At 72.4% G+C, this 21,592-nt stretch carries 17 protein-coding genes; 9 read left to right on the top strand and 8 right to left on the bottom strand.

Features of this window, described 5'->3' with window-relative positions; translation table 11 throughout:
- Positions 1–31: 31 nt before the first annotated feature.
- A complete protein-coding gene (locus tag HHX35_RS25870) occupies positions 32–1,180 on the bottom strand; it encodes an ABC transporter ATP-binding protein (protein WP_182901293.1) in 1,149 nt (382 codons plus the stop codon).
- 51 nt (positions 1,181–1,231) lie between these two features.
- Positions 1,232–2,665, bottom strand: a complete 1,434-nt coding sequence (locus tag HHX35_RS25865; RefSeq protein WP_182901292.1) for a gamma-aminobutyraldehyde dehydrogenase — start codon at positions 2,663–2,665, stop codon at positions 1,232–1,234.
- Between the two features lie 222 nt (positions 2,666–2,887).
- On the opposite strand from HHX35_RS25865, the gene HHX35_RS25860 reads away from it, so the two are divergent.
- On the top strand, positions 2,888–3,379 hold the full coding sequence (locus HHX35_RS25860) for an Lrp/AsnC family transcriptional regulator (protein WP_139580184.1): 492 nt from the start codon (positions 2,888–2,890) through the stop codon (positions 3,377–3,379).
- Between the two features lie 64 nt (positions 3,380–3,443).
- Here the strand turns inward: HHX35_RS25860 and HHX35_RS25855 are convergent, their stop codons facing one another.
- The 4 genes from HHX35_RS25855 to HHX35_RS25840 all read right to left on the bottom strand — a co-directional run bounded on the left by HHX35_RS25855 (position 3,444) and on the right by HHX35_RS25840 (position 8,519).
- Positions 3,444–5,069, bottom strand: coding sequence for an ABC-F family ATP-binding cassette domain-containing protein (locus HHX35_RS25855; protein ID WP_182901291.1), 1,626 nt, complete (start codon positions 5,067–5,069; stop codon positions 3,444–3,446).
- Positions 5,062–6,687: an ABC-F family ATP-binding cassette domain-containing protein gene (locus tag HHX35_RS25850; protein ID WP_182901290.1), complete on the bottom strand. Its 1,626-nt coding sequence runs from the start codon at positions 6,685–6,687 to the stop codon at positions 5,062–5,064. Before HHX35_RS25850 ends, HHX35_RS25855 begins: the two co-directional genes overlap by 8 nt.
- A gap of 246 nt (positions 6,688–6,933) precedes the next feature.
- A complete protein-coding gene (locus HHX35_RS25845; protein ID WP_182901289.1) occupies positions 6,934–7,587 on the bottom strand; it encodes a cyclase family protein in 654 nt (217 codons plus the stop codon).
- Positions 7,588–7,658: 71 nt separating this feature from the next.
- Positions 7,659–8,519: a nitrilase-related carbon-nitrogen hydrolase gene (locus tag HHX35_RS25840; protein WP_182901288.1), complete on the bottom strand. Its 861-nt coding sequence runs from the start codon at positions 8,517–8,519 to the stop codon at positions 7,659–7,661.
- Positions 8,520–8,612: 93 nt separating this feature from the next.
- Between HHX35_RS25840 and HHX35_RS25835 the strand changes: the two genes are divergently transcribed.
- On the top strand, positions 8,613–10,070 hold the full coding sequence (locus HHX35_RS25835) for a PucR family transcriptional regulator ligand-binding domain-containing protein (RefSeq protein ID WP_310739307.1): 1,458 nt from the start codon (positions 8,613–8,615) through the stop codon (positions 10,068–10,070).
- A gap of 14 nt (positions 10,071–10,084) precedes the next feature.
- Here the strand turns inward: HHX35_RS25835 and HHX35_RS25830 are convergent, their stop codons facing one another.
- The gene (locus HHX35_RS25830) at positions 10,085–10,822 is read right to left on the bottom strand and encodes a GntR family transcriptional regulator (RefSeq protein WP_182901287.1); all 738 of its coding nucleotides are present in this window, start codon (positions 10,820–10,822) and stop codon (positions 10,085–10,087) included.
- A 253-nt stretch (positions 10,823–11,075) separates the two neighbouring features.
- Between HHX35_RS25830 and HHX35_RS25825 the strand changes: the two genes are divergently transcribed.
- The 7 genes from HHX35_RS25825 (at position 11,076) to HHX35_RS25795 (ending at position 19,885) form a co-directional block, all read left to right on the top strand.
- Complete coding sequence (locus HHX35_RS25825) at positions 11,076–12,197, top strand: ABC transporter substrate-binding protein (protein WP_259405378.1); 1,122 nt, start codon at positions 11,076–11,078, stop codon at positions 12,195–12,197.
- Between the two features lie 48 nt (positions 12,198–12,245).
- Positions 12,246–13,757 (top strand): sugar ABC transporter ATP-binding protein, encoded by a 1,512-nt coding sequence (locus HHX35_RS25820; RefSeq protein WP_182901285.1) that lies wholly within the window; start codon positions 12,246–12,248, stop codon positions 13,755–13,757.
- Positions 13,757–14,716 (top strand): ABC transporter permease, encoded by a 960-nt coding sequence (locus HHX35_RS25815; protein WP_182901284.1) that lies wholly within the window; start codon positions 13,757–13,759, stop codon positions 14,714–14,716. The genes HHX35_RS25820 and HHX35_RS25815 overlap by 1 nt, the downstream gene beginning before the upstream one ends.
- Complete coding sequence (locus tag HHX35_RS25810) at positions 14,713–15,723, top strand: ABC transporter permease (RefSeq protein WP_182901283.1); 1,011 nt, start codon at positions 14,713–14,715, stop codon at positions 15,721–15,723. The genes HHX35_RS25815 and HHX35_RS25810 overlap by 4 nt, the downstream gene beginning before the upstream one ends.
- Positions 15,716–16,603, top strand: a complete 888-nt coding sequence (gene lsrF, locus HHX35_RS25805; RefSeq protein ID WP_182901282.1) for a 3-hydroxy-5-phosphonooxypentane-2,4-dione thiolase — start codon at positions 15,716–15,718, stop codon at positions 16,601–16,603. The genes HHX35_RS25810 and lsrF overlap by 8 nt, the downstream gene beginning before the upstream one ends.
- A 64-nt stretch (positions 16,604–16,667) precedes the next feature.
- Positions 16,668–18,338, top strand: a complete 1,671-nt coding sequence (locus HHX35_RS25800; protein WP_182901281.1) for a glycerol-3-phosphate dehydrogenase/oxidase — start codon at positions 16,668–16,670, stop codon at positions 18,336–18,338.
- Entirely contained in the window at positions 18,335–19,885 is a 1,551-nt protein-coding gene (locus HHX35_RS25795) for an FGGY-family carbohydrate kinase (protein ID WP_182901280.1), read from the top strand. Before HHX35_RS25800 ends, HHX35_RS25795 begins: the two co-directional genes overlap by 4 nt.
- Before the next feature lie 239 nt (positions 19,886–20,124).
- Here HHX35_RS25795 and HHX35_RS25790 read toward each other — a convergent pair whose 3' ends face one another.
- Entirely contained in the window at positions 20,125–21,537 is a 1,413-nt protein-coding gene (locus HHX35_RS25790) for a M1 family metallopeptidase (protein WP_182901279.1), read from the bottom strand.
- Between the last annotated feature and the right edge of the window lie 55 nt (positions 21,538–21,592).

The raw sequence follows: 21,592 nt of genomic DNA, 5'->3' as shown, positions 1-21,592 counted from the left end.
TTCGACGGGGGAAGGAAGTCGACGCGGGGATTTACCGCAGCGCGTAGGAGTGCCAGGGCTGCCAGGAGAGCCAGACCGTGTCGCCTCGCTCGGCGGTGATCGTGCTGTCGTGTGCGTTCTGCTCGAAGACCGTGATCTCGGCGCCGTCGCCGAGCACCACGACGTAGCTGTTGTAAGTGCCGAGGTAGACGACCTCGGCGACCGTCCCCCGCACCACGCTGAGGTCGCCTTCCGGCTGATCCTTCGCGATCTTGATCTTCTCGGGCCGGACCGTGAGGTCGACCGTGGCGCCGGCCGCGAGCGCGCCGTCGGCGGGGATGAGGATCCGGTCGCTCGCGCCGAGCGCGAGCACGGCCGTGTCGCCGGTGACCTGCTGGACGGTGCCGCTCAGCAGATTGGAGGTGCCGATGAACCCGGCCACGAACTTGCTGGCGGGCCGCTCGTAGATCTCGCGGGGGTCCGCGAGCTGCTCCACGAGGCCGTCGTTCATGACCGCGATGCGGTCGCTCATCGTCAGCGCCTCGCTCTGGTCGTGCGTCACGTAGACGAACGTGAGGCCGACCTCGCGCTGGATGCGCTTGAGCTCGATCTGCATGGCCTGGCGGAGCTTGAGGTCGAGCGCGCCGAGCGGCTCGTCGAGCAGGAGCGCGCGGGGCCGGTTGACCAGGGCGCGGGCGAGCGCGACGCGCTGCTGCTGGCCGCCCGACATCTCCTTCGGCCGGCGCTTCTCGCGGCCGACCAGGTCCACGACCTCCAGGATCTCCCCGACGCGGCGCTTGATCTCCGCGTCGGGGACCTTCTTGCGCTTGAGCCCGAACGCGACGTTGTCCCAGACGTTCATGTGCGGGAACAGCGCGTAGGACTGGAACACCATGTTGATGTCACGCTTGTTCGGCGGGACGTTCGTGACGTCCTCCCCGTGGAGCCTGACGACCCCCTGTGTGGGGTCCTCGAACCCGGCGATCATTCGCATGCTGGTGGTCTTGCCGCAGCCTGAGGGGCCGAGGAGGGAGAAGAACTCCCCCTCCGCGATAGCCAGGCTCACGCCCTTGACCGCCCGTACGACCTCGCCGTGCGAGACGTACTCCTTGACCACGTTGTCGAGTTCGATGGCGGGCACGTCTCCTGATACGGGGGCAGCCGCGACGGCTGCCCCCGGGCCCGCCTGGATCTCTGTCATTCCAGGCTTATCCCTCTTTTTCGATAGGTGTCCGTCCGGAGCCGGACGTACCTATTCGCCGATGTAGTGCATGACGTGCTTGACGCGGGTGTAGTCGTGCAGGCCGAAGACGGACAGGTCCTTGCCGTAGCCCGAGTGCTTGAAGCCGCCGTGCGGCATCTCGGACACGAACGGGATGTGGGTGTTGACCCAGACGATGCCGAAGTCGAGCCGCTTGGACATCCGCATCGCCCGGCCGTGGTCGGAGGTCCACACCGAGCCGGACAGGCCGTAGCGGACGCCGTTGGCCTTGGCCAGCGCGTCGGCCTCGTCGGAGAACGTCTGCACGGTCATGACGGGCCCGAAGATCTCGTCCTGGACCATCTCGTCGTCCTGCTTCAGCCCGTCCACGACGGTCGGCGCGAAGAAGAATCCCTGGTCGCCGACGCGGGCGCCGCCGGTGAGGACCTTCGCGTGCTCGGGGACCCGCTCGAAGAAGCCCTCGACCCGGGCGAGCTGGTTGGCGTTGTTCAGCGGCCCGAAGTAGGCGTCTTCCACGTCATGGCCGCCCAGCTTGGTGGCGGCGGCGGCCTCGGCCAGCGCCGCGGCGAACTCGTCGTGGATGCTCTCCTGCACGAGCACGCGGCAGGCGGCGGTGCAGTCCTGGCCGGCGTTGTAGAGGCCCGCCCCGGCGACCGCCTCGGCGACGGCCTTGATGTCCTTGACGTCCTCGAAGATCACGACCGGGGCCTTGCCGCCCAGCTCCAGGTGGACGCGCTTGAGGTCGTCGGCGGCGGTCCTGGCGACCGACATGCCCGCGCCGACCGAGCCGGTGATCGCGACCATGCTCGCGGCCGGGTGACCGACGACCAGTGAGCCGGTCTCCCGGTCGCCGGTCACGACGTTGAAGACGCCGGCCGGCAGGACGTCGCCGAGGATCTCGGCCAGCTTCAGCGTGGAGACCGGGGTGGTGTCGGACGGCTTGAGCACGATCGTGTTGCCGGCCGCGAGAGCGGGGGCGATCTTCCACACCGCCATCATCATCGGGTAGTTCCACGGCGTGACCTGGCCGATGACGCCGATCGGCTCGTGCCGGATCATCGAGGTGTGGTCGGCGAGGAACTCCCCGGCGGTGGGGCCCTCCAGGGTGCGGGCCGCACCGGCGAAGAACCGGAAGTGGTCGGCGGCGACCGGGGTCTCGTCCTCGGCCATGCGGGCGCGGGGCTTGCCGGTGTTGCGGCACTCGGCCTCGTTGATCTCCTCAGCGCGGGCCTCGATCGCGTCGGCGACCTTCAGCAGCAGCGCCGCGCGCTCGCCCGGCGTCGTCTGGCCCCACGTCTCGAAGGCGGCCGTCGCGGCGGCGTACGCGGCGTCGACGTCCTCCTGACCCGACACCGGTGCCTGGGCGTAGACCTCCCCCGTCGTAGGGTCTACGACGTCGGAGAAACGGCCGCTCGCGGCGTCGACGAACTTCCCGTTCACGAAGTTCTGGAGACGGGTGGTCACCGTTGACCTCCTGGTGGTGGCTGAGTTGTCGCGACTCTGGCAGAGGAAAGAGCCTACGACAAGGGATTTCGTCGCTAAGATACCAAATTGCTACGGAATCGCTTGAAGCGAGCGATGGAGCTGACAACATGTCAGACCACAAGCGCAACATGTCAAACACGATGCTGTAACACCAGGTCGCTACGGCGATCGAAGCCCGCCAAGAGAGGACACCCCCCGAGGATGACGACTCCGCCTAAGGCTCGCGCGGCTGCCGCGAAGGGTGGGCCGGTGGTGCTCGACGAGATCTCCAAGCAGATCATCGAGCAGCTTCAGATGGACGGGCGAAAGCCGTACGCCGCCATCGGCAAGGCGGTGGGGCTGTCGGAGGCCGCGGTGCGTCAGCGCGTGCAGCGCCTTCTCGACCTCGGCGTCATGCAGATCGTCGCCGTCACCGACCCGCTCACCCTGGGCTTCCCCCGCCAGGCCATGATCGGCATCAAGTGCGAGGGCGACCTGGAGCGGGTCGCCGACGAACTGTCGCAGATCCCCGAGATCGACTACGTGGTGCTCACGGCCGGCTCGGTCGACATCATGGTCGAGGTGGTCTGCGAGGGCGACACCCACCTGCTCGAGATCCTGGGGAAGATCCGGGCGATCTCCAGCGTGCGCGCGACCGAGACGTTCGTCTACCTCAAGCTGCACAAGCAGACCTATTCCTGGGGTACCCACTGACCTCCTGAGGCACCCGCTGACGGAGGCTCCGGCGCCGGCCTTCCGCAGCCGGAGCGTGTGCTGCCTAAGGAAGCCGGATGCGGCGGCCCCGCCATCGGGTGCGCAACCACCGGTCATGGCTGGCGAGCACGATCGCGCCGGGCCCTTCGGCGCCGATGGCCTCCTCCAGCTCACCGGACAGGCGGGGCGAGAGGTGGTTCGTGGGCTCGTCCAGCAGAAGCAGTTCGGGCGGGTCCGCCACCAGCAGCGCCAGCGCGAGCCTCCGGCGCTGTCCGACGCACAGCTCGCCCACCCGCACGTCCAGGTCCCGCGGCCCCATCAACCCGAGGGAGCGCAGCGGCACGGACTCGGCGCGCTCCGCGCCGAGGGCCAGTTCGTACGTCTCCCGCGCCGTGCGGTCCGGCCGCTCGAACACGGTGTCCTGGGCCAGCAGGGCGACGGTGAGGCCGCGCCTGCGCCGCACCTCACCCTCCGCGCCCAGCCGTCCGGCCAGCACGGCCAGGAGCGTCGACTTGCCCGCTCCGTTCGGCCCGGTGACCAGCAACCGCTCGCCCGGGAGCACGTCGAGCCGGTCGATCGCGAGCCGCCCCGGCACCCGCACCTCCCGCAGCGAAAGCAGAGGCGCGCCGGAAGCGGCGTCCTCCGGAGTGCCGGAGGCGACGTCGGCGACCAGGGCGGAAGCACGAAAGCGCAACGGGGCCGGTGGAGCCGCCACCTGGTCGCTCTCCAGTTCGGCCAGCCGCCGCGCGGCGTTGCGCACCCGTCGCGAGATCTGGCTCTGCACGCGCCCCCCGGTGTGGCCGTACCCCATCTTCTCGTTGTCGCGCCTCAATCCGTCCTGCGCCACCCGCCGCGCCGTCACCGCGACGGCCCGGCGCAGCTCGCCGAGCTCCGACTGCTCCTCCGCGTAACGCCGTTCCCAGCGCTCCCGCTCCGCGCGCTTCTCCGTCAGGTAGGCTCCGTAGCCGCCCCCGTACCGGACGGGCCCGCCGACGGCGGGGTCGAGATCGACCAGGTCCGTGCAGACCGCGTCGAGGAACGCCCGGTCGTGGCTCGCCACCACCACGACCCCCGTCATCCCGCGGAGCTGTTCCTCCACGAACACCGCGGCGTCGTCGTCCAGATGATTGGTGGGCTCGTCGAGCAGCAGCGCCGCGGGCCGTCTGACGAGCAGCGCCGCCAGGGCCAGCCGTCCGCGCTGCCCGCCCGACAGCGTCGCGAGCGTACGGGAGTGGGGCACACCGCCGAGGCCGAGCCGGTCGAGAACGATCCCGGCGCGCCGATCGGCGTCCCAGGACTCGCGCTCCTGCGCCCGCTCCAGCCGCGCCCCGTACGCGCTGAGCAGGCAGGCGTCGTCCGGGGCGGCGGCCAGCGCACGGGTGAGCCGGTCGAGCTCGGCCAGGTCCGCACGTGCCTCGCGCAGGGCGTCGTCGAGCACGTCGGCGATCGTGACCTGGCCGTCGAACGGCATCTCCTGATGCAGGAACCCGAGGTCGGCCGGGCGGACGACGGTGCCTGCGTCGGGCTGGTCCGCCCCCGCCAGCAGCCTCAGCAGGGTGGACTTGCCCGCGCCGTTCTCGCCGATCAGTCCGATCCGGCGGCCGGGGGCGGCGGTGAGGGTGACACCGTCGAGCACCCGCCGACCGCCCAGCGTGCGAACGAGGTCGCGGGCGAGCAGCGCGTCACTCACCGGCGGGTCCCCCGGTCTCCAGCAGACGGCCCCCGGACAGCTCCAGCCACCGGTCCACCCCGACCTCCGAGAGGAACCGCTCGTCGTGGCTGACCACCACGAACGCCCCCTCGTACGCGCCGAGCGCGCTCTCCAACTGCCCCACGCTGACCAGGTCGAGGTTGTTGGTGGGCTCGTCGAGCAGCAGGAGCTGGGGCGCCGGTTCGGCGCACAAGACGCAGGCCAGCGTGGCACGCAGCCGTTCGCCGCCCGACAGCACGCCCACCGGCAGGTGCGCACGCGCGCCCCGGAACAGGAAGCGGGCGAGCAGGTTCATCCGCTCCGCCTCCGGCATGCCGGGGGCGAACGCGGCGAGGTTCTCCGCCACGGTGCGATCCACATCGAGCAGGTCGAGCCGCTGCGACAGGTAGGCGACCCGGCCGTCGGCTCGCCTGGTCGTGCCGGCGTCCGGCTCCAGTTCGCCGCCGATCAGGCGCAGCAGGGTGGACTTTCCCGCGCCGTTGGGGCCGGTCAGCGCGATGCGCTCGGGGCCGCGGATCGCCAGGTCGACGCCCGGCTCGGCGAACAGGCCGCGGGCCTGCAGGCCCTCGCCGAGGAAGACCGTTCGCCCGGCGGGCACGTTGGTCCCCGGCAGCTCCAGCGCGATTTTCTGGTCGTCGCGCAGCGCCCGACCGGCCTCGTCGAGCCTGGCCTTGGCGTCGCTGACGCGGGCGGCGTGCATCTGGCCCGCCCGCCCCGCCGACTCCTGGGCGCCCCGCTTCATGTTTCCGGCGAAGATCCGCGCCAGCCCGGCGTTCTTGAGGTTGCGGGCGGCGTTGCCCGCGCGGCGCTCGGCCCGCTCGCGAGCCTGCTGCATCTCCCGCTTCTCGCGCTTGAGCTCCTGCTCGGCGCTGCGCACGGTCCGCTCGGCGGCCTCCTGCTCACCGCGTACGGCCGCCTCGTACGCGGTGAATCCGCCGCCGTAGAAGCGGACCTCCCCCCGGTCGAGTTCGGCGATGCGGTCCATGCGGTCGAGCAGGGCCCGATCGTGGCTGACCACCAGCAGGCAGCCGTTCCAGTCGCCGAGCACGTCGTAGAGCCTGCGGCGCGCGCCGAGGTCGAGGTTGTTCGTCGGCTCGTCCAGCAGCAGGACGTCGGGCCGCTTGAGGAGCTGGGCGGCCAGGCCGAGCGAGACGACCTGGCCGCCGCTCAGCGTACGCAGGGTGCGGCCGAACGCGAGGTCGCCGAGCCCGAGCCGGTCGAGCTGGGCACGGGTGCGTTCCTCGATGTCCCAGTCGTTGCCGATCGTGGTGAAGTGCTCCTCGGCGGCGTCGCCCGCCTCGATGGCGTCGAGCGCGGCGATCACCGGGGCGATCCCGAGAACCTCGGCCACGGTCAGGTCGCCGGTGAGAGGCAGGCTCTGCGGCAGGTAACCGAGCACGCCGCTGACGGAGACACTCCCGCCGCGGGGCCGGTACTCGCCGGCGATCAGCTTGAGCAGCGTGCTCTTGCCCGCACCGTTCGGAGCGACAAGGCCCGTACGGCCACCGCCCACGGTGAAGGACAGGTCACTGAAGACGGGCGTGTCGTCAGGCCAGGAGAAGGACAGGCTGGAACAGATGATGAACGCATCGGACATGCGAGAGACCTCGTACGTGATCCGGGCGTGCCGGAGCCGCCCGGCAAGGGGACAGGGATGGGGGAACGACGACGAGGGCCACATCGGCGGCGGTCATACGCGCCTGCCGGGGCCGGTCAACCTCCGGTATCACCCGGAGATGTCGTCCTCACCTACCACGTCTGGTCTCCTAGCCTGGGATCACGAGCGCCCGACACCATAGCAGCTCGACGCCGCCATCCGTCAACTCGACGCGTTCGCCGAAGGTCAGCCGATCCGGGCGACGGCGCGTACGGGAGACCCGTCGGCGGCCTGGAGACGCAGCGGCAGCAGGGAGACCTCGATCGGACGGCCGGCGGCCTGGGCCTCCAGGAGCGGGCCGAGATCGCGCAGGTTCTCCGCGATGACGGCGTGCGCCCCGCACAACACGCGATGCGCCGGCAGATCGGCGGGAGCCGGGGTGGGGTCGACGCTGAGCGCGTCGACGCCCACGGTCCGCACGCCCGAGGCGACGATCCGGCGGGCGGTCTCCGCCTCCAGGTAGGGGTGGGCCGGGTAGCCGGGCGTGTCCCAGTGCTCGTCCCAGCCCGTCGCGACCAGCAGGACGGTCCCCGGGCCCAGCCGTGCGGCCACCGTGCCGAGCATCGCGGGGGTGATCGGCGTGCGCGGGGGCAGGCCCCGGACATCGAGGACCGCCGCCGGGCCGAGGAACCGCTCCAGCGGCAGGGCGTCGAGCGTGGGCAGCGCGTCGTCGATGTGATACGGCGCGTCCACGTGCGTGCCGGACTGCGACCCGAGGTGCAGGCCGAGGACGTTCACGCCCTCGGCCGCCACCGTGAGGGCGGGAGCGATCTCCACCTCCGGGTCCCCGGGGTAGACGGGCATGCCGCTCACGACGGGCACCGACAGGTCGACGATCATGTGCTTCTCCCGGCCTTTCCGAGCGCGAGCAGGCCGATCAGATCGTAGGCCACACGGGGGACGGGTCGGCGTCAGCGCGTCCGCGAGATCCCGTACAGATCCGTCCGCCGGTCGCGGTGGGCGTCGTTGCGCGGGCCGGTGGCCTTGTCCCTGGCCGCGGCCAGGTCGCAGTCGGCCACCAGCACGGCGGGCCCGTCCCTGAGCACGGGCCCCGCCAGCGGGTAACCGTCCGGCCCGATGACCGAGGTGCCGCACACCCAGCCCACCCCGCGCTCGGCGGCGCAGCGGTCGGCCACCGCGACGAACATGCGGTTGGCGGCGGCGGCCACCTGGGCGTGGGCGACCAGCACCGAGCGCTCCCCGGCCGGGACGGGCGAGACCGGCCAGTTGGTGGAGACGGCGAGCAGGTCGGCCCCGGCCAGGCCCACCGCCCGCACCCACTCGGGGAACTCCAGGTCGTAGCAGACCATCATGGCGATCCGGCCGAGCGCGGTGTCCACCACGGGAGCGGCGGCGTCGCCGGGCGCGAACACGTCCTGCTCGTCGTGCCACAGGTGGGCCTTGCGGTAGACGGCCCTGGTCCCGGTGGGGTCGACCATGACCTGGCTGTTGCGCACGACGCCCTCCGCCAGCTCGCAGAACCCGCCCACGACGACCAGGTCGTGGTCCTCGGCCAGCCGGCCCCATTCCGTGACGGTCGGGCCGTCGGCGGGCTCGGCCAGATCCCTGGCCTCCTCGGCGCCGGTGAAGACGTATCCGCTGTTGACCAGCTCGGGCAGCACGACCAGGCGGGCCCCGGCCGCGGCGGCCTCGGCGACGGCCGCCGCGGCGGCGGCGCGGTTCGCCTCCGGCTCGCCGACGCGCAGTGGAAGCTGCGCCACGGCGACCCGGGTCAGGGCCCCACCATCGTGCGGCCGGGCGCTCGGACTCATACGTTCCTCCAGGTGAGGGGGAGATCGCTCGAGTGTGCCCGACTCCCCTGCATCAGGACAATCAGTGTCATCTCGGGAAATAGGCTGGCCGTCGTGGACGCGCACAACACCGTGGAGGACCTGCTGCGCTCCCCCGCGCTGCAGCTGAGGGTGCTGGCGGGCGAGCGCGGCCTCGGCAGATCGGTCTCCTGGGCCCACGTCAGCGAGCTGGAGGACCCCACACCCTGGCTTCTCGGGGCCGAGGTCATCATGACGACCGGTATCGGCGTGCCGAAGAGCGCGGGTGCCCAGCGCGCGTACCTGGAGCGGCTCGACGACGCGGGGGTGGCCGCGCTCGCGCTCAGCGCGGGGCTGCACGTCCCCCCGCTGGGCCGGGCCTTCCTCGACGCGGCCGAGGAGCGGGGGTTCCCCGTGCTGGAGGTGCCGCTGGCCGTGCCGTTCATCGCGATCGCGCAGGAGGTCGCGGCGGCCGTGCAGGAGGACGCCAGGCAGCGGCTGGGAGCGCAGCTCCAGGTGTTCGGCGCGCTGCGCTGGCTCGCGTCCGAGAGCCTGGACACGGCCGGGCTGTTCCGGCGGCTCGAACGCCTGTCGGGCTACGAGATCTACCTGAGCACGCCACAGGGCCGCCCACTGCTGCCCGGCGTGCCGGCGCCCCCGCCGTCCGTGCGGCTGCCCGCCTCGGCGGACGCCCCGCCGACGATCCCCGGCGGGTTCGCGCTCCCGGTGCCCGCACCCGGCGGACCGGCCGGGTTCCTGGTCGCCTTCGAACGGGAGGGGGCCCGCCCGGCGGGGCTCGCCGTGGTCCAGCACATCGCGACCGTCGCCGCCCTGCGGGTGGCCATGGTGCGCAGCGAACGCGAGACGCTGCGCCGCCAGGGCGCGGAGACGCTGGCCGAGCTGCTGCAGGACGTGCTCGACCCGGAGACCGCCCGGCGCAGGCTCGCCCTGATGGGCCTGCCGCCCGACCGCGACATCGCGCTGCTCGTGGTGCGCGACGCCCCCGACGACGCCGTCCTGCAGGCCCTCGGCGAGCACCCGCACCTCATGCTCCGCCGCCACCGGGACCTCTACGTGCTGACGGCGGCGGCCGTCGCCACCGCGGAGCTGGAGGCGGTGCCCGGCGTCGCGGCCGGCGTCAGCCGCCCCCTGCAGCCCGGGTCGTCGCTGCGCGTCGCCCAGCGCGAGGCGTTGTGGGCGGCCTCCCGCGCCGCCGAGGCGGGCAGGCCGCTGGTCGCCTACGGCGAGGACACCACGGGCCGGTGGCTGCCCGACGACGTGGGCGTGCTGGCCGCCCTGGTCGAGCACGTGCTCGGTGACGTCATGCGGTACGACGCCGAGCACGGATCGGAACTGATCGCGTCGGTGCGGACGTGGATGGAGCGCGACCGCCGCGTCGACGACGCCGCGCGGGCCCTGCACGTGCACCCCAACACGCTGTCGTACCGGCTGCGCCGCTTCGGCGCGCTGACCGGGCGCGACCTGTCGGCGACCGGCGACTTCGCCGAGGTGTGGCTCGCCATCCGCGCCGCGGGACAGCTCGGCCGGGTCTGAACGCCCGGCGGGGGTCAGCGGATGCCGACGTAGAAGCGCGTCTGGTCGCTGCGGTGGAGGGCGTAGTACGCCTCGAACCGAGTGTTGTCCTCCAGCCACGCGACCGACTCGATGCCGAGCAGCGGCGTCGAGGTGGCCACCTCAAGCAGGGCCGCGTCCTCCCGGTTGGGGAAGACCGCCTCGATCCAGCGGTCGGCCGCGGCGGGCTCGATGCCATATCGGCGGCGCAGCACGTCGTACAGCGACTGGTTCTCCAGGATGGCGCGTTCTAGACCGGGGACGAGCCGGGCGGGCAGCGCGGTGTCGACGAGCAGCCACGGCTGGCCGTCGACCCGGCGGAGCCTGCGCAGCCGGACGACCTGCTCCCCCAGCGGTATGCGCAGGAGCGCGGCCTCCCGCTCGTCGGCCTCGCCGAGCGCCTGATGGACGGTCTGCGTGGTCACCCGGCGCCCCGACTCCCGCAGGTCGTCGGCGGACCCGGACATCGACCCGACGAACCTCAGCTCGGTCTTGCGGGGCGCGACGAAGGCTCCCTTGCCCTTTACCTTGTAGATCAGCCGTTGCTGGACCAGCTCGCGCAGCGCCTCCCTGACGACCGTGCGGGAGACCGCGAACAGGTCGCTCAGCTCGGCCTCGGACGGCAGCGGCTGGTCGGGCCCGCGCACGCCGCTCTCGATCTCCGCGCGCAACGCCCGCATGAGCTGCATCCACAGCGGTTCCGCCCCGTCGCGGTTGAGGGGGGGATAGGTCATCGTCACGGGAACCTCCTCGGCGGCACCGCAGCAGGATGCCCCACTCGGACCTGTAACTACAAGTGGGCCCGGCTGTTACCAAGATTATCCGGCACCGGCGGTTCGAGGTGACCAAAAACAGACTCTTGACAGGCCCGTAACGCCCACTTAGTTTGCTTGTCACTACAGACCTGTAATGACAGGTCGATCGGGCGAAGCCTTCACGCCGACTCTCCCCCCTCGCGAACCCGCTCTGTCTGGAGACACCATGCACATGCGTCCCACACGCCGGCCCTGGCGCGCCGCCTCCGCCGCGGCGGCGATCTCCGCTCTCGCCGTACTGGCCGCGGGCTGCGGCTCCGGCGGCTCCGGTAGCGCCACCGCGGACGCCGCCGGCGGGACCGCGGGCGGCGGCGGTGACAAGCCCTTCATCGCGCTCAGCAACGGCTTCATCGGCAACGGCTGGCGGCAGACGATGATCGCCAAGTTCGAGGCCGCCGCCGAGCAGGCCAAGACCGACGGGCTGATCGGCAAGTACAAGGTCGTGAACGCGCCGGGCGAGAACTCGGCGACCGAGCAGGTCGCCCAGATCAAGAGCCTGCTGCTGCAGAAGCCCGACGCGCTGCTCATCGACCCCGCCTCGCCGACCGCGCTGCAGCCGGTGATCCAGCAGGCCTGTACGGCCGGCGTGAAGGTCGTGGTCTTCGACTCCGCCATCGACGCGCCCTGCGCGCACGTGCTGCAGAACAGCTTCGTCGACTGGGCGACGTACGCCGCCAAGCCGCTGCTGGAGGGCATCGGCGGCAAGGGCTCGGTCATCGTGAGCCGCGGCGTGGTCGGCTCCCAGCCCGAGGCCGAGATGCTCGACACCACCAAGAAGATCCTCGCGGACTACCCCGGGGTGAAGACCGTGGCGACCGTCACCGGCATGTGCGACGGCGCCACCGCGCAGAAGGCCGTGCTCGGCGTGCTGTCCAGCGTGCCGAAGGTGGACGGCGTCATCGGCTGCGGCGACGGCTACGGCGTGGCCCAGGCGTTCGCCACGGCGGGCAAGCCCGTGCCCGCGGTCGACTTCGAGACCAACGGCCGCGCGCTGGGCTACTGGCGGGACAACAAGATCGACAACGGCTCGGTCGCCGTCATGTCCGACCCCGGCCAGTCGGTCGCCGCGCTCTGGGAGGCCCTGGACCTGCTCGGCGGCAAGGACGTGCCCAAGCAGATGACCTTCCCGATCGTCCTGATCGAGCAGAAGGACCGCGACGCCTGGGCCTCGGTGCTCAAGCCCGACGAGTACGCCGCCTGGCCGTGGACCCAGGAGCTGTTCCGCCAGCAGGTGGAGGCCGTGAAGACCGGCGGCAAGCCGGTTCAGCCGCCGATCCCGTCGGCCGCGAGCTGATCCGGCTTCACATCGACCACGGCACGGAGGAGACGGAGGAGACCGGGCATGCACGTCGACAATCTCCCGGCCGGCGGCACGGCGCCGCCGGAGACGGACACCGGACCGGCCGCCCGGCCGCCCGTCGTCACCGCCAGGGGCGTGACCAAGGCGTATGGGCGCACCCGGGCCCTGACGGGCGTGGACCTGGAGGTCCGCGCGGGCGAGGTGCTCGGGCTGGTCGGTCACAACGGCGCGGGCAAGAGCACGCTGATGCGCGTGCTCGCCGGACTGGAGGCCTGCGACACGGGCACGGTCCTCGTGCACGGGAGGAAGGCGTCCGCCGAGGACTTCCGGTCGGTGCGGATGGCCTACCAGGAGACGTCGCTGTGCCCCGACCTCACCGTGGCGGAGAACATGTGGGTGTCCTCGCGGCACTGCCTGCCCCGCCTGCGGTGGCGGCGGGCGGCGAGCGACGCGGTGCGCCGCCGCCTCGACGAGATGTTCCCCGGTCACGGCGTCTCCCCGCGTGACCGGGTGGAGGACCTGCCGCTGGCCCGGCGCCAGATGGTGGAGATCGCCCGGGCCTGCCTGGTGGACCGGCTCGACCTGCTGATCCTCGACGAGCCCACCGAGTCGCTCGGCCCGGACGCCGCCCGGTCGCTGTACGCCTACGTGCGCGGGCTGACCGAGACCGGCACCGCCGTGCTGCTCATCTCGCACCGCATCCGCGAGGTCCTCTCGGTGGCCGACCGGGTGGCCGTGCTGCGCGACGGCGCGGTCACCGCGGAACGGCCTGCCGCCGGGCTCGGCGAGCCGGACGTCCTCGAGCTGATGGGAGCCCACGTCGCCGTTCCTGCCGGGACCGGCACGCGGACGGCCGCCGGCGGGGCCGCCGCGCGGGAGACGGTGGCCGAGCTGCGCGGCGCCACCGCGCCCGGCCTGCGCGAGGTCACCCTGCGGGTCGGCAAGGGCGAGGTCGTGGGCCTCGCCGGGCTGGCCGGCCAGGGCCAGCAGGAGGTGCTCGAACGCCTGTGGCGGCCGGTCCGGCGCGACACGACGGTGAACGTGACGCGGGCGTACGTGCCGGGCGACCGGCAGCGGTCGGGCGTCCTGCCCCTGTGGAGCGTGGGCGACAACCTGATCGTGACCGCGCTGCGCGGCATCGCCCGCAAGGGCCTGCGCCGTCCGGCCGAGGAGCGCGCGGTGGTCGGCGACTGGGTGAAGCGCCTTGCCATCAGGGGCGGCGCGGAGGCCGGGATCACCGAGCTGAGCGGCGGAAACCAGCAGAAGGTCATCGTCGCCCGCGCGTTCGCCTCCCCCGCCGGGCTCGTGCTGCTCGACGACCCGTTCCGCGGCGTGGACGTGCACACCAAGACCGATCTGTACCGCCTCATCAGGGAGGAGGCGGCGAAGGGCCGGAGCATCGTCTGGTACTCCAGCGAGAACGCCGAGATGGCCCACTGCGACCGGGTCTACGTCTTCCGGGCCGGCCGGATCGTTGCCGAACTGACCGGCGAGGAGATCTCCGAGGAACGCATCATCGCCGTCTCCTTCAACGAGGACGGAGGGAACGACTGATGGCGCAGCTTCTCGCCCCGGCGCTGCCCGACCGCGCGCGGATGCGCCGCTCGGCCCCGGCCGCGGTCAGCGCCGTCGCCCTGATCGCGATGCTCTGCGTCTGCTCGTCGCTCCAGCCGGGCGTGCTCACTGTGGAGGGCCTCACGCTGGTCCTGTCCGCGACCGTGCCGCTGGTGATCGCCGCGCAGGCGCAGATGACGCTCATGGCCGTCGGCGACATCGACCTCGGGATCGGCAACTTCGTCGGCCTGGTCACGGTGGTCTCCGCCACCCTGCTGGTGTCGTCCCCCCTCGTCGGCGCGCTCGTCCTGCTCGGGCTGGTCGCGGCGTACGCCGTGCTCGGCCTGCTCATCCACCTGCGCGAGGTGCCGGCGCTGATCGCGACCCTCGGGGCCTCGTTCGTCTGGCTCGGGCTCGGCCTGTTCCTGCTGCCGACGCCGGGCGGCACGACCCCCGGGTGGCTGGCGTCGTTCGGCGCGTGGCAGCCCGCGGGCTTCCCGGCGCCGCTGCTGCCGATCCTGGTCGTCGCGCTGGCGGTCTACCTGCTCAGCGCGCGCAGCGCCGCAGGCGTGCGGATGCGCGGTCTGGGCAGCAACCCGGTCGCACTGCGGCGGGCCGGCCTGCGGCCGCTCACCTCACGCGTCATCGCCTACGCGACGGCGGGCACGCTCGGCGTGCTGTCCGGCCTCGTCCTGGCCTCCCAGACCGGCGGCGGAGACGTGTCGTCGGCCTCCAGCTACACGCTCATGACCGTGGCCGCGGTGATCCTCGGCGGCGGCTCGTTCTCCGGCGGCAACGCCGTGCCGTGGGGCGCCGCGATCGGCGGGGTGACGCTGGGGCTGGTCAGCGTGGTTCTCAGCCTGCTCGACGTGCGGTCCGACATGCAGTCGGCCGTGCAAGGCGTGATCGTCCTGGCCGTGCTCGCCGGCCGCGTCGTCGTGGGGAAGGTGCTGCGATGAACATCCGCGTGACCCGCCAATGGAACGGCCCCTGGATCTGGGGCTTCGCCGCCGCCGCGCTCGTGTGGCTGGTGATCCTGGTCATCTCGGGCCAGGGCGGCGGGCAGACCGTCTCCCTCGCCCTGTCGCTCGCGCCCTACCTCGTCATCGTCGGGCTCGGGCAGATGCTGGTCATCAGCGCGGGCCCCGGCAACATCGACGTGTCGGTGGGGTCGGTCATCTCTCTCGCCGGGTTCGTCTCGGTGGCGGCGGCCTCCGCGACCGGCTCCGCGGCCGTGGGGATCCTCGCGGGGATCGGCGTCGGCGTCCTCGTCGCGGCGGTCAGCGCCGTGGCCATCCTCGGTCTGTCCGTCCCCCCGATCATCGCCACGCTGGCCGCGGGGCTCGTCGCCTCCTCGATCACGCTGTCGATGGCCAACGGCTTCACCGCAGTGCCCGACCCCGGCCTGCGCTCGGCGCTCAACCTGCGCCCGGCCGGCGTCCCGCTCCTCGCGCTGGCGATCGCGGTGCTGACCGTGCTCGTCGTCGCGCTGCTGCGCCGAACGGTCTACGGCCGGTCGCTGATCGCGGTGGGCCAGAGCCGCCGGGCCGCCGAGCGGGCCGGCATCCCGATCGCCCGGATCATCGGGTCGACCTACCTGCTGAGCGGGGCGCTGGCCGGGCTGACCGGCGCGCTGCTCGCCGCCTACATCGCGCCCTCGGCCGATCTCGGCACCCGCTACCTGCTCGACTCCGTGGCCGTCGTGGTCATCGGCGGCACCCTCATCTCCGGCGGCCGGGCCGTCCCGGTGGGCGTGTGGGGCGCGGCTCTCTTCTTCATCCTGCTCGACGGACTGGTCAACCTCGTCGGCTGGAGCACCGCCGCGCAGAACCTGCTCAAGGGCGGCCTGGTGCTCTTCGTCCTCTTCCTCGCCGGCGGGGGCGACCGTACGGCATCTCTGTTCAGACGGCGATCGCGCACCGCGACCGCCACCACCACTAGCACAGGAGACGACACTGATGGCTGACACCGACGGCCTGCTCGACGCCCGCGACTTCGGGACGTCCGCCGGGCCCGCGGCGAGCGGCTTCCACGTCAAGGGCGCGCACGGGCAGGACTGGGGCCTGCGCAACCGTCTGTCGCGCATCTTCCGGCCGGACACCGGGCGCACGGTCATGCTGGCGTTCGACCACGGCTACTTCGTCGGCCCGATGGCCGGCCTGGAGCGCCTCGACACCCGGATCGCCCCGCTCGTGCCGGACGCCGACGCGATCATGATGACCCGCGGCGCGCTGCGCACCAGCATCCCCGCGACCACCGGCGCCGGCATCGTGCTGCGCGCCAGCGGCGGCCCGAGCATCCTGCGCGAGCTGTCCGACGAGCACATCGCGCTCGACATGGAGGACGCGCTGCGCCTCAACGCCGCGGCCGTGGCCATCCAGGTGTTCGTCGGCGGCGAGCACGAGTCGCGGTCGGTCGCCAACCTGGCCGCCCTCGTGGACGCCGGCCAGCGGCACGGCGTCGCCGTGCTCGGCGTCACCGCCGTCGGCAAGGACATGGTCCGCGACGCCCGCTACTTCCGCCTCGCCACCCGGATCAGCGCCGAGATGGGCGCCCACATCGTCAAGACGTACTACGTCGAGGAGGGCTTCGAGACCGTCACCGCGAGCTGCCCGGTGCCGATCATCGTCGCGGGCGGCAAGAAGCTGCCCGAGATCGACGCCCTGACGATGGCCTACCGGTCGATCCAGGAGGGCGCCGCCGGCGTCGACATGGGCCGCAACATCTTCCAGAGCGACAGCCCCGCCGGCATGCTCGCCGCGGTCCGCGCGGTCGTGCACGACGGGCTCAAGCCCGAGGAGGCGTACGAGATCTACAAGGAGAAGGCGGGCGGCTCCGCAGCCTAGTCCGATCCTTCTCCGGCGCGGGTCCGCCCGCGGACCCGCGCCCGTCACCCTCCGGGAGCCACCCATGTCGCAACACGTCCCCTTCGGTGAGAACGACGTCGTCGATCTCGCCGTCATCGGAGCCGGTATCAACGGGCTCGCCGTCGCCCGGGACGCCGCCGCCCGCGGCCTGCGCGTCGTCGTCGTCGACCGCGCCGACGTGGGCTCGGGCACGTCGAGCACCTCCAGCCGGCTGATCCACGGCGGCCTCAAGTATCTCGAGCGCTACGACTTCACGCTCGTGCACGAATCCATCCGGGAGCGGCACCTGCTGTTCCGCACCGCTCCCCACCTCATCCGCGACTACCCGATGCTGATCCCCTTCTACGAGGGGAATACCCGGCCGGGAGCGCTGATCCGGCTCGGCCTGCTGGCGTTCGACACGATGGCTCTGGGCCGGGGACGCGGGCTCAGCCGGGGCGTGCCGGTCCGCTCGGTGGCCCGCCGGTGGCCCACGCTGTCGCGCGAGGGCCTGCGCGGGGCGGCGCTGTTCCACGACGCGCAGGTGCCGTGGGCGGAGCGGCTCTGCGTCGAACTGCTCCTCGACGCCAGTCACCTGGGCGCGCGGGTCCTCACCTACACCTCCGTCACCGGTCTGATCGTTGAGGGCGACCGGGTGGCCGGCCTGCGCACCGAGGACGTGCGGACCGGAACACTTGGCGAGATCCGGGCGGCCGTCACCGTCAACGCCGCGGGGCCGTGGATCGACCGGATCCTCGACGGCCAGGTCGAGAGCCGGCGGCTCAACGGCGGCACCAAGGGCAGCCACATCGTCCTCGACCCGTTCCCCGGAGCCCCCGACACCTGCATCTTCTTCGAGGCGGCGGCCGACGGCCGGCCCATCTTCGTCTTCCCCTGGCAGGGCCGCTACGTGCTCGGCAGCACCGACCTCACCTACGAGGGCGACCTGGACGAGGTCGTCGCCAGCGACGCCGAGATCGACTACCTGCTCGCCGAGACCAACCGGATCTTCCCCCGGGCGAACCTCACGCCCGCCGACGTGCTGTGGAGCGTCGCCGGGATCCGGCCCCTGCCGTACACGGCCGGGGTGTCGGACAACGCCAAGATCAGCCGTGGGCACACCGTGCTCAACCACGCGCCCGCCTACCGGGGCCTGCTGACGGTCATCGGCGGCAAGCTCACGACCCACCGGGCGCTCGCGGAGGACGTGACCGACGAGGCGCTGCGCGTGGTCGGCAAGCGGCCCCGCCCGTGCGTCACACGGACCCGGCCGTTCCCCGGCGCGGACACCTCGGACTGGCCGGAGTTCGTGCGCGACTTCCTGCGTGAGTCGCCACTGGACGCCGCGTCCTCCCGCCGGCTGCTGCAGCTGTACGGCGTGCGCGCCCGCCGGGTGCTCGACTTCGCCGCGGAGGACCCCTCGCTCGCCGAGGTCGTCGACAAGGAGACCGGCGCCCTGGCCGCCGAGGTCGTCATGGCCGTACGCGAGGAGGGCGCGGTCACGCTGGCCGACGTCATGCTGCGGCGTATCCTTGTCGGGCTCAACGGCGACATGGGCCTTTCCAGCGCCGCGACCTGCGCGGACGTCGCCGTACGACACCTCGGGTGGGACGAGGGGCGGGCCCGCGCCGAGGTCGCCGCCTACGAGAGCGAACTGCGGCGCCACCGTCCCCGCGCGCTGGCCGTGGCGGCGGGCGGAGGCAGGGGCAGGGGCAGCGACGGGAGGACAGCATGACGAATCTGGCCACGTGTTACATCGGGGTCGACGTCGGCCTGACCGCGTCGAAGGCCGCGGCGTTCGACGCCGAGGGGCGCGAGGTGGGGGTGGTGCACGCCCGCACCCCGCGGACCAGCGTGACCGCCCACCGGCACGACGTGGACATGACCGGGCTGGCCGACACCGTCGTGTCGCTGCTCGGCGACCTCGCGGGCAAGCTCGCCGCCGGCGGGTACGCGCCGGCCGGCATCGGCGTGGCCGCCCACGGCAACGGGCTCTACCCCGTCGACGCGTCGCTGCGGCCGGTCGGGCCCGCCATCGCGTCGTCGGACAGCCGGGCCCAGCACATCGTGGACGCGATCGAGCCGGAGGCCGCCCGCCGCCTGGCCGCCGAGACCGGCTCCATCCCCTGGGCGGCCCAGCCGTCCGTGCTCCTGCGCTGGATGCACGACGCCGAGCCCGAGGCGTACGCCGCGACCCGGTGGGCGCTGTCGTGCAAGGACTGGGTGACCTCGCAGCTCACCGGTGTGCCCAGCGCCGACTACAGCGACGCGAGCGCGTTCGGCATGGTGGCGCTGGACACCCGCGAGTACACCCCCACGGCGCTCGAGCTGGTGGGGCTTCCGGCCGGCGACCTCGACCGCTTCCCGCCGCTGCGGGAGTCCGGGCAGGTCGTGGCCGGGCTCAGCGCCCGAGTCGCGGAGCTGACCGGGCTGCCGGAGGGGCTGCCCGTGATCGCGGGCTGCATGGACTGCGTGGCCGCCACCCTGGGCGCGGGCGGCCGGGCGCCGGGCGACGTGACGATCATCGTGGGCACCTGGGCCATCAACGGGGTCGTCGTCCCCGCCGCCACCCCCGCCCCCGAGGTCACGCTCAGCGCGCTGATGCCCGACGCGGGGACGATGCTCGCCATGGAGGTCGCCCCCACGTCGGCCGCCAACCTCGACTGGCTGAGCACCGCGTCGGTGCCGCACCGGGCGACCGCCGGCGTCCCCGCCGCGGACCTGCTGGCCGAGGCCGCGACGGTGGCGCCGGGCGCGGACGGGCTGCTGTTCCTGCCGTTCGTCAACGGCGCCCCCGAGCATCCGGCGGCCTCGGGGACCTTCCTCGGCATCTCCGCCGTACACCGTCGCGGGCATCTCACCCGTGCGGTCATCGAGGGGGTCGCCCAGTATCACCGGGTGCAGCTCGATCGGGTCCTGGCCAGCGGGGCCGACGTGGGCGACCGTCCCTGGCGGCTGGCCGGTGGCGGCGCGCGCTCGGAGGTCTGGGCGCAGATCTTCGCCGACGTGCTCGGCCGTCCCGTCCGCCGGCAGCTCACCAGCGAACTCGGCGCACGCGGGGTCGCCTCGCTGCTGCCCGCCGCGCTCGGGCACAGCGACGTGCCGTGGTCGGTAAGCGACACCGACGACCTGTGCGTCCGCCCCGGCCCCGCCCGCGAGGCGTACGTCCGGCAGGCGGAGGTGTTCGACCGATGCCTGGCCGGGATGTCCGCCGCGTGGTCGGAGGTCGAGCGGTATCGGACGGCGGGGTTCGAACCTGCTCCCACGTCGGACGGCCGCTGACAGGTCACGGCGGCACAGCGCGGCGACACAGCGCGGCTGCACAGCGCAGTACACAGCGCAGCGACACAGCGCGGCGGCACCGGTGCGGCGGTGCCACCGCGGGGGCGCCACCGCGGGGGCGCCGGGCGCGCGGGAAGGAGTTCCCGGCAGCGCTGTCCCGGCGCTGTCCCGGCGCGCTGCCCCGGCGCCGTCCCGAGGAGCGGGCGGCCGTGTCATCGGCCGCCCGCGACCCGCGCCGGTCACAGCTTCGGCTTGGCCGCCTTGTACAGCCACGCGTCGAACAGGTTGTCCAGGTTCTGACCGGACAGCCGTTCCGCCAGGGCGATGAGGTCCTCGGTGGTGACGGTGGAGTGCCGGTTCTCCTTCGTCCACGTGCGCAGCAGCGTGAAGAACGTCTCGTCGCCGATCTTCCTGCGCAGTGCGTGCACGGTCATGGCGCCGCGGACGTAGATCGCGTTCCAGTCGAACATGCCGTTGCGGCCCGGGTCGCCGGTCTTGAGCTTCCAGAAGGCGCTGCCGGCCTTGTGCCTGTAGTGCTCGGCGAAGGTCTTCTCTGCGGAGGGACCGCCGTGCTGCTCCTGATACAGCCACTCGGCGTACGACGCGAAGCCCTCGTTCAGCCAGATGTCCTTCCAGCTGCGCAGGCCGACGCTGTCGCCGAACCACTGGTGGGCCAGTTCGTGCACGATCGTCGGCTCGTCCGCCATGCCCGCGTCGTACACCGGTCTGCCCTGCGTCTCCAGCGCGTAGTAGACGCCGAGCCGGTCGGCGATGCCGCCCGTGGAGGAGAACGGGTAGTCGCCGAAGATCTTCGACTCCCATGTGATCGCCTTGGCGGTGGTGCCGTGCAGGTGCTTGAACTCCTTGGCCAGGGAGGGATCGTAGGCCGTGATGTTGGGCATGCCGTCGACGGTGCCCCGGCTGACCGTGAACTTCCCGATCGCGACCATGGCGAGGTAGGACGCCATGGGCCGGCGCATCTCCCACTTCGAGGTCCTGTAGCCGCCCCGCGGGCCGGCGACGCCGGAGTTCTTCGGCTCGCCGTTGGCCAGGACCGTCAGCCCCTCGGGCGCGGTGATCTCGAAGGTGTAGGTGGCCTTGTCCCGCGGGTTGTCGTTGACCGGGAACCAGCTACGGGCGCCGTCCGGCTCGGCCAGCACGACGGCGCCGTCCTTGGTGTCGAGCCAGCCGGTGACGCCGAGCGCCCTGTCCTTGATCGCCTTTGGCCGCCCGGCGTAGGACACCTCGACGGTGAACGTCTTCCCGGACGGCAGTCCGTGCCGGGGCGTGACGACGAGCTCCTGACCCTTCCGGGCGTACGAGGCCCGCTCGCCGTTCACCTCCACCTTGCCGATCTCCGGCCCGGAGAAGTCGAGGTCGAACCGGGACAGGTTCTCGGTCGCCGTCGCCGTGATCGTCGTCGTGGCTCCGAGGTGACGGGTCTTCGGCGTGAACCGCAGCCGGATCGTGTAGTGGCCGACGTCGTATCCGCCGTTGCCCGCCTGGGGGAAGTACGGGTCGCCGAGACCGGCCGAGCCGGGAACGTAGGCGCCGGAGCCGGTGCTCGCGTGGGCCGGCACGGCCGGCAGGGGAATGATCAAGGTGAGACCGGTGGCGACGAACGCCGCCAGGGGGGATGATCTTCGCAGCATGATCCCTATCGTGCTGCATTGCGCCACAAAAATTGCGATTTACGAGCTTTGCGGA

This window comes from Microbispora sp. H10830 (assembly GCF_014161375.1).
Lineage (GTDB): Bacteria > Actinomycetota > Actinomycetes > Streptosporangiales > Streptosporangiaceae > Microbispora > Microbispora catharanthi.
This window is presented reverse-complemented; position numbering and strand designations above follow the sequence as displayed.